Source organism: Ruminococcus sp. CAG:330 (assembly GCF_000437175.1).
Classification (GTDB): domain Bacteria; phylum Bacillota; class Clostridia; order Oscillospirales; family Ruminococcaceae; genus Ruminococcus_C.
The window spans coordinates 42,643-50,838 of record NZ_FR898023.1; the positions used below are offsets into that span (position 1 = coordinate 42,643).

11 protein-coding genes are annotated in these 8,196 nt (G+C 53.1%); all 11 read right to left on the reverse strand.

Annotation, left to right across the window (positions count from 1 at the left end; translation table 11 throughout):
• A partial coding sequence (locus QZL66_RS03455; RefSeq protein WP_293601812.1) for an ATP-dependent Clp protease proteolytic subunit occupies positions 1-292 on the reverse strand: 292 nt, incomplete at its 3' end.
• Positions 293-434: 142 nt separating this feature from the next.
• Positions 435-1,781, reverse strand: a complete 1,347-nt coding sequence (gene tig / locus QZL66_RS03460; RefSeq protein WP_022410364.1) for a trigger factor — start codon at positions 1,779-1,781, stop codon at positions 435-437.
• 146 nt (positions 1,782-1,927) lie between these two features.
• Positions 1,928-2,617: a metallophosphoesterase gene (locus tag QZL66_RS03465; protein WP_226943636.1), complete on the reverse strand. Its 690-nt coding sequence runs from the start codon at positions 2,615-2,617 to the stop codon at positions 1,928-1,930.
• 11 nt (positions 2,618-2,628) lie between these two features.
• Entirely contained in the window at positions 2,629-4,128 is a 1,500-nt protein-coding gene (thrC, locus tag QZL66_RS03470) for a threonine synthase (RefSeq protein ID WP_022410366.1), read from the reverse strand.
• Positions 4,129-4,160: 32 nt separating this feature from the next.
• Positions 4,161-4,340 carry a hypothetical protein gene (locus QZL66_RS03475; RefSeq protein WP_293601813.1) on the reverse strand — a complete coding sequence of 60 codons (180 nt, stop codon included), beginning with the start codon at positions 4,338-4,340 and terminating at the stop codon, positions 4,161-4,163.
• A gap of 47 nt (positions 4,341-4,387) precedes the next feature.
• Complete coding sequence (locus tag QZL66_RS03480) at positions 4,388-4,576, reverse strand: YraN family protein (RefSeq protein WP_022410367.1); 189 nt, start codon at positions 4,574-4,576, stop codon at positions 4,388-4,390.
• Entirely contained in the window at positions 4,563-5,204 is a 642-nt protein-coding gene (gene rnhB / locus QZL66_RS03485) for a ribonuclease HII (RefSeq protein WP_226943638.1), read from the reverse strand. The genes QZL66_RS03480 and rnhB overlap by 14 nt, the downstream gene beginning before the upstream one ends.
• A gap of 2 nt (positions 5,205-5,206) precedes the next feature.
• Positions 5,207-6,088, reverse strand: coding sequence for a ribosome biogenesis GTPase YlqF (gene ylqF / locus QZL66_RS03490; protein WP_022410369.1), 882 nt, complete (start codon positions 6,086-6,088; stop codon positions 5,207-5,209).
• Between the two features lie 33 nt (positions 6,089-6,121).
• Positions 6,122-6,796, reverse strand: coding sequence for a signal peptidase I (gene lepB, locus QZL66_RS03495; protein ID WP_022410370.1), 675 nt, complete (start codon positions 6,794-6,796; stop codon positions 6,122-6,124).
• A 258-nt stretch (positions 6,797-7,054) separates the two neighbouring features.
• The gene (gene rplS / locus QZL66_RS03500) at positions 7,055-7,399 is read right to left on the reverse strand and encodes a 50S ribosomal protein L19 (RefSeq protein WP_022410371.1); all 345 of its coding nucleotides are present in this window, start codon (positions 7,397-7,399) and stop codon (positions 7,055-7,057) included.
• A gap of 278 nt (positions 7,400-7,677) precedes the next feature.
• Positions 7,678-8,196, reverse strand: a 519-nt coding sequence (locus QZL66_RS03505; protein WP_293601814.1) for a TIGR03936 family radical SAM-associated protein, incomplete at its 5' end; no start/stop codon positions are given.

Genomic DNA, 8,196 nt, shown 5'->3' on the forward strand with positions numbered 1-8,196 from the left:
CTGCCATACCAATGCAGATCGTGGAAACGTCGCACTTGATATACTGCATGGTATCATAAATTGCCATGCCGGCTGTGATAGAACCGCCAGGGCTGTTAATGTACAGGGAGATGTCCTTCTCATTGTCCTGTCCTTCCAGATACAGCAGCTGCGCCACAACCAGACTTGCGGTAGCATCATTTACCTGATCCGACAGCATGATGATACGGTCATTGAGCAAACGGGAAAAGATGTCGTAAGAACGCTCGCCACGGCTGGTCTGTTCCACAACGTAAGGTACTAAACTACTCATGTTCCTCTTCCTTTCTGAAAAAAGCGGTTTCTCTCTCATAATTCTGCAAAATCCGAAAATCCTACAGATACCACAGAGGGCGAACTAAACCGTTCGCCCGTCTGTTTCTTTCTTTGAAAAATGCTGTCAATCGGGGGAGAACTTATTCAGCCTCTACCGGTGCAGCTTCCTCAGCAGCAGCTTCTGCCGGTGCTTCTTCCTCAGCCTCGGTTGCAACTGCAGCTTCCTTGACGATATCCAGAGCCTTGGTTACCAGCATATCGGTACGCAGATCTTCAGTATAGATCCGGCGCTTTACATCGTCTACAGTCAGATTGTTCTCATCTGCCAGCTTCTTGATTTCTTCTTCCAGCTCTTCGTCGGTTACCTTCAGACCTTCCAGCTCAGCGATCTTCTCCAGAGCCAGACGCAGCTTTACTTCGCCCTCTGCACGATCCAGGTAAGTGGCCTTCAGGGAATCCTGATCCATGCCGGTGTACTGGAGGTACAGTTCCATGGAAACGCCCTGCTGCTTCAGCTGGTTTGCAAACTGGTTCATCAGGCTGTTTGCACGCTGCTCGAACATGCAGTGCGGGATCGGATCCTCAACCTTATCAATGAGCTTTTCGATCACAGTGTTCTCGAAGGAGCGGGTTGCAGACTCTGCTGCGCTCTTTTCCAGATTCTTGCGGATCTCAGCCTTCAGCTCGTCCACGGTATCTACCTCAGCAGAAGCTTCCTTTGCGAAGTCGTCGTTCAGCTCCGGCAGCTCTTCTCTGGAAATGCTGTTGATCTTGCACTTGAAAACAGCTTCCTTGCCTGCATAGTCTTCCATCTGGTAATCTTCCGGAAAGCTTACGGTAACGTCGAAGTCCTCGCCGATCTTGTGGCCGGCAACCTGCTCCTCAAAGCCCGGAATGAACTGGCCGCTGCCCAGCTTCAGCTGGTAGTTTTCGCCCTTACCGCCCTCGAAAGCTTCGTCACCGAAGAAGCCCTCGAAGTCCAGATTTACTTCATCGCCCATCTCAGCAGCACGATCTTCTACAGAAACCATGCGTGCGTTGCGCTGGCGCAGCATCTGAATCTGCTGGTCAACGTCCTCATCGGTAACTTCTTTTTCAGCACGGGGAGCCTCAATGCCCTTATAATCGGTGATGTTGATCTCCGGCTTGGTAACGCAGACTACCTTCAGGGAAACGCCGTTCTCACGGTCAGCAGAGGTAACTTCTACCTTCGGGGTATCGACAACTTCCAGACCTGCTTCGATAATCACTGCCGGCAGCTCAAAGTTCAGAGCAGCGTTGATGGCATCTTCATAGAATACGTTCTCACCGTAAGTGCGCTCGCACAGCTTCCGCGGCACCTTGCCCTTCCGGAAACCCGGCATGGAGATGTTCTTCTTCTGACGCTGGTAAGCAGCTTCCAGAGCCTTTTCAAAGCTTTCTGCATCGATTTCCACAACCAGTTCGGTCATGTTTACATCTGTTTTCGTTGACGATTTCAAATTCATAGCTGATGTCCTCCAATATGATATCTTCTCTGTATATCAGTCAAAATGATATTGCTGTACAGGATTTTTTCATGCACACTGCTCTATTATAGCATATCTGTGCAATTTTGACCAGCGAAAATTTACACTTCTACATTTCCCACAAATCAAAGAACCAATTCAGGGATAAATTGTAAATAATCACTAGAAATCAGGCGCATTTCCGTCTCTTCATAGCGTCCTTGAAACGCAAAGTGATGTCCTTTTCCATGTACGTGCCCGTAGTAGCACTTTTGAATGTGATACTGGTGCAGTACTTCTAATATCTCATAGTTCATTGACGAACCGTAGATCGGCGGATAGTGCAGAAAAACGATCGGTTCCAGCCCAGCCTTTACTGCCGACTGAATGGAAACCGCAAGACGCTGTACCTCCCGTGCCAGAATCTTGGCATCCGCTGCCTCACCCTGCATGCTCACCCATCCGCGAGTGCCACAGATGCCATACTGTTCAAAGGCATAGTGGTTGTTGTGAAGGATGTGGAGAGAGTCGAAGCCGTGGGCGGTGAAGAAGTCTTCCATTTTCTTTTTCGAAGTCCACCAGTAGTCATGATTTCCCTTCAGCAGGATTTTTTTACCGGGCAGCTTGTGCACGAAAGCAAAGTCTGCCTCTGCCTGCTGCAGGTTCATGCCCCACGAAAAATCTCCGGCCAGAACCACAGTATCCTCCGGTGCGATCAAACGCAGCCAATTCTCCTCCAACAGCTGCTGATAGTTCTTCCAGCCGCCAAAGATGTCCATCGGTTTCTCCGGAACGCCAAATGACAAGTGCAGATCTCCAATGGTAAATAAACGCATGTTCACCCCATTCAGGACAGGTGCAGTTCCTGCAGCACAAACTGCTGCATTTCAGTCTTGTCGATACTGCCCTCAAAACGGCGGGGCTTGGTTTTTAGTGCTGCCAGAGATGCCGGAATGTCCAGACCGGACGCCTCGTGGAGGATCTCCACCATGTCGTATTCATCCGTTGCCTCAGCCGGCTTCTTGCCCAGTGCATCCAGTACGCTGGCGCTGAACTTGAACGGGCTTGCGGTGGAAGCGATCAGAGTTTTGGTGGTGTCGCCAGTCTCCTTGCGGTAGTCCTCGTAGACCTTGACAGCAACTGCGGTATGGGTATCGCAGGTATAGCCGTACTTCTGGTAGATCTCTGCGATGGTTGCCTTGGTGGCTGCATCGTCGCAGAAGCCGCCGTAGAACAGCTCACTCATCTTTGCCTTGACCGCATCGGTCACCTCATAGCGTCCGCTCTCAGCCAGTGCCGTGAACCACTCCCGAACCTGTGCATCGTCCTCGCCGGTCAGCAGGTACAGCAGACGCTCCAGATTGCTGGAGATCAGGATGTCCATGGACGGCGAAGTGGTAGCATAGAACTGACGGTTCCGGTCGTAAACGCCGGTGCGGATGAAGTCTGTAAGCACCTTGTTGATGTTGGAGGCACAAATCAGCTTGCCGATGGGCACACCCATCTGCTTTGCATAGTAAGCAGCCAGAATGTTGCCGAAGTTACCGGTGGGAACTACCACGTTCAGCTTGTCGCCATAGGCAATCTCGCCGGACTCTGCCAGAGAGACATAAGAGGAAACGTAGTAGACGATCTGCGGTACCAGACGGCCCCAGTTGATGGAGTTTGCGCTGGAGAAGGTCATATTGCCGTTGTCCAGTGCGTTGAGTACCTCGTGATCGGTAAAGATCTTCTTGACACCACTCTGGCAATCGTCAAAGTTGCCCTTTACGGCGCAAACTGTGACATTCTTGCCTTCCTGTGTCACCATCTGGCGCTTCTGCATATCACTGACGCCCTCTTCCGGATAGAAGACCATGATCTCTGTGCCCGGAACATCCTTGAAGCCCTCCAGAGCAGCCTTACCGGTATCGCCGGAGGTTGCAACCAGAATGACTACCTTCTTGTCCATATGCAGCTTCTTCACGGCAGTGGTCAGGAAATACGGCAGGATCTGGAGCGCCATATCCTTGAAAGCACAGGTCGGGCCGTGCCACAGTTCCAGCATATAAGTGCCCTCGAACAGGTGTGCGATCTCTGCAATATTTTCTGTTTCAAAATTCTTGGTGGAATACGCACTCTCGGTGCAGTAAACCAGTTCTGCCTCTGTAAAATCTGTCAGATACTTGGAGAACACATAAGCTGCACGCTGTGCATACGTTTTTCCGGCGAGCGACTTCAGCTCATCCATGGAAAGTGCCGGAATGGACTCCGGAACGAACAGGCCGCCCTCTTCTGAAATTCCCTTTGCAATTGCAGCTGCGCTTTCTACACGAATGCTGCTGTTTCTGGTGCTCTTGTAAAACACTGTAACCACCCTTTTCTACGGCAGATTTCTGCCTAAAATATAAAATCACTGCCCGTCGTATCAAAAGCGTTTTCCAGATATTCCACCTGCTGCACCTGCGTTCCCTGCATCAGAACACAGGCAACATCGAAGCGTGGCTGACGTGGATTGGCATGTTCCGCACACCACATGGCAGCCGTCTGGATCAAACGAGCCTGCTTCTTTTTTGTCACCGCCTCAAATCCGGAGACCATGCTGCCGGGCCGGCGGGGCTTTACTTCTACGAGACCATGCTGCCGGGCCGGCGGGTCTTTACTTCTACGAATGCCAGATACTCCGCATTTTGTGCGATGATGTCGACTTCCCCGCCACGGATACAAAAGTTGCGCTGCAGGATCTCATAGCCATTGGCCTCCAGATACTGGCAGACTACCGTTTCTCCCCGACGGCCGATCTCAGTTGTCTTCATGGCGGAGTTTCCGCAAAAAGCTGGGGCGATGCGCCGGACAGACGCCGTACTGCAAAATTGCCGCACAGTGCGCCTTGGTGCCGTAGCCCTTATGCTTGGCAAAGCCATACACAGGATACTGCTTATCCAGTTCCCGCATGGCACGGTCACGGGAGACCTTTGCCAGAATCGATGCGGCTGCAATCGCTGCCGAAGCGGCATCACCCTTGACCACTGTCTGCGCCGGAAATTCCAGCTTGGGAAGACGGTTGCCATCAATGAGCACCAGCGCCGGTGTCTGCGACAGTCCTGCCACAGCACGCTGCATTGCCAGCATGGTTGCGCCCAAAATGTTATAGGTTTCGATCTCCGCCACCGTTGCGGTTGCCACGCAGTACGCCAGACAGGAGTCCCGCACCACATCAAAGAGCGCCTCCCGCTTTTTCTCACTCAGTTTCTTGCTATCGTTGAGTCCCTCGATCATCGGCTTTGCCGGATCCAGAATCGCGGCAGCTGCGTACACATCACCGGCGAGCGGCCCGCGGCCGGCTTCATCCACACCGCACAGAAAACCGCCGGACGGCATTTGTTCCCTGTCCCACGCATAAAGCTCCGGTGTTGTTCGTTTCACGCACGTTTTCTCTGCCACGGTCATGCCTCCTCCGGAAGTTCCAGCGTGATGCGTCCCAGCTTTCCGCTGCGAAACTCGTCCAGCAGCGTAATTGCCGCACGTTCCAGATTGACTTCTCCGCCGGAGATCAGCATGCCACGTTTTCTACCCAGCAGTTCCAGCATGGCGTAGCCGTCCTCTGCGACCTCGTCCAGTCCGGTCATCTTGTACCGCTGTTCCAGCACCTGCGGATACGCTTTCGCCAGATAGCACAGCAGCAGCCCTGCCAGTGCCTCCAGATCCATGATATCATCGTTGATGGCGCCGGTAAACGCCAGCCGTCTCGCCACAGTCTGATCCTCGAAGTTCGGCCAGAGCACACCGGGCATATCCAGCAGTTCCATCTGGTTGCCGATCTTCACCCACTGTTTGGTGCGGGTCACGCCGGGGCGATCCTCCACCTTGGCACGTTTGGACTGCGCCATACGGTTGATGAACGAGGACTTGCCCACGTTGGGGATTCCCACCACCATGAGCCGAATCGGTGCGCCGCTCATGCCGTGCGCCTGCCGTTTTTCCAGCAGTTCCCGCAGAAGCTGCTGGCGCACTGCCGGTGCAAATCCGGAGATTCCCTTTCCGCTTCGGCAGTCCACCGCCAGCGTCACACGGTTTTCCTTGCGGTACGCCTGAATCCAGCGGGATGTTGCCGCCGGATCTGCCATGTCCGCCTTATTCAGCAGCAGCAGACGGGGCTTTGTCCCCACCATGCGATCCATTTCCGGATTGCGGCTGCTTCGGGGAATTCGTGCATCCAGAATTTCCACCACGGCATCCACCAGCGACAAATTGGCAGCGATCATGCGCCGTGTCTTGGTCATATGCCCGGGAAACCACTGGATGTTCTGCATTAGCTCTTCCGCCATACACCCTCCATGTTGCACGGAGTCTGTTTCGACTCAGTTTTTCGGATAATTGTCGTAGATTCCGCCGAAATCGCTCAGCGAAATCCGGAACACTGCCTTTCCCAGAACTGCATCATCCGGCACGAATCCTACAAATGTGGAACGGCTGTCCGTGGAGTTCTGGCGATTGTCGCCCATGACGAAATAGTACCCCTCCGGCACTGTGACCGGATAGGAGAATGCGCCCTCGTCAATGATGGTGGCGTTGTTGATATAAGGTTCATCCAGAACCTCGCCGTCCACCGTTACATCACCGGTGTTGAAATCGATGCCGATGGTCTGACCGCCTACAGCAATCACACGCTTGATGAGGCGCTTGTCCTTGGACAGACCGGCACCCTTCTGAAGATCGCCCTCCGAATCATAGGTATAAGAGGAGTCGTTGTTCACGATCACAATATCGCCCTGCTTCGGTGTGTAGAAAAAATCGGTCATCAGCAGACGGTCGCCGTTGTGCAGCGTTGCCTCCATGGAACTGCCGTCCACAGTCACCGGTCGGATGACATAGGCAAACAGCATCACGACGACAAATACCGATACCAGAACGGTTTCCAGCATATCGGCAATATCCCGCAGCGTTTCGTTCTTTTTCTTCGCTTTCGGATCCTGCATCTCCGGCATTTTCTCCTCCGGTTCAGTTCCCATAGTGTTGAATTGCTGCTGTTCCATGATATCGCTCTCCATTTCCTTGGAAGGCAGCCTGCGCAGTACATTTTCCGCAGCAGACTGCTTTTCCGCCGGGATTTCCCCGGCTTCCGATGCATCCCGACAAAGTCGAGATAATAAAAAAAGGACAATACTGTCCCTTTTTTACTGCCGCCAGACAGGCGTGATGGAGCAAAAACAACTTCCACCGTCTGTCTTTGCCTTGTGCAATTTCGAAATTCACGAGGCGCAGCGTGTTCAATCCCACGAATCGCCTTTTTCTTAGCGAATCTGCTCCTTGACCTTTGCAGCCTTACCAACTCTGTCACGCAGGTAGTACAGCTTTGCTCTGCGAACCTTACCCTTGCGGACAACCTCTACACGGTCAACAACCGGAGAGTGCAGCGGGAATACACGCTCGATACCGCAACCGTGTGCAACACGACGAACGGTAAAGGTCTCGCTGATGCCGCCGTGCTTCTTGGCGATTACAGTGCCCTCGAACAGCTGGATACGGCTCTTGTCGCCTTCCTTGATCTTTACGTATACCTTTACAGTATCACCTACTGCAAACTGCGGTACTTCCTGCTTCATGCTAGCGTCGCTGATTGTCTTCAATGCATCCATTCTATGTTCCTCCTAAAAATTTTCGAACCTTCATAAACGGGTTTTCCGTGCGCTGTTTCAGCATTGCAGGGCGGGAAAACGAACTGCCGCATCATTTTTCCGGTGCGTCAAAGTTGCGCAGCCAGCGGCACACGTCAGCGGATGATCCGATTTAATGTCATATGGAGCGGTTCGGACGTTTTCCGTTCCCCCTCCGGCATTAACCTCACGCCAAAGGGCGCGGATTTTCAAATGCTTTTATATCATACCACACTTCCGAAAAAAATGCAAGTGTTTTTTCAAAAAAATTTTGTTTTTTCTGCGGTGAGCAGTGCAGTGCGGCAAATTCTCGGTGTCCGGAGGGGAATCTGTACAAAATCCTCCAGCGCATGCAGCAAAAGCATGGGATTCAGGCTACTGCTGCTTCCGGAGGGCAGGCACAGGTGCAGCACCAGCTGCTGCGACTCCGGAACTGCCTCAGCCTGTTCTATCATGGGCTTCAAATCCACCTCACGCATGCCCTTTTTGCTGCGCTTCTGCACCAGAATTTCCGGCTGCGCCAGAAATGCGTCAAACTGCTTTGCCAGCGCTTCCGGTTCTCCGCAGGGCAGCTCTACTGTATATGTAGCATAAGCGAGTTCCCGAAAGGTGTGCTGCGGAGCGCCCGCCTCCAGAATGCGGATGTCCGGCGGGAGCGCCGCATTCAAGCGGGACAGCACCTCTTCCGGCGGCACCGGTTCAGACAGACTCAGCTCCATGACCTCTGCTGTGCTGGTGAAGCCCAGCGGCAGTGTGGCGGCGAAAGAGGTCTGCATGTG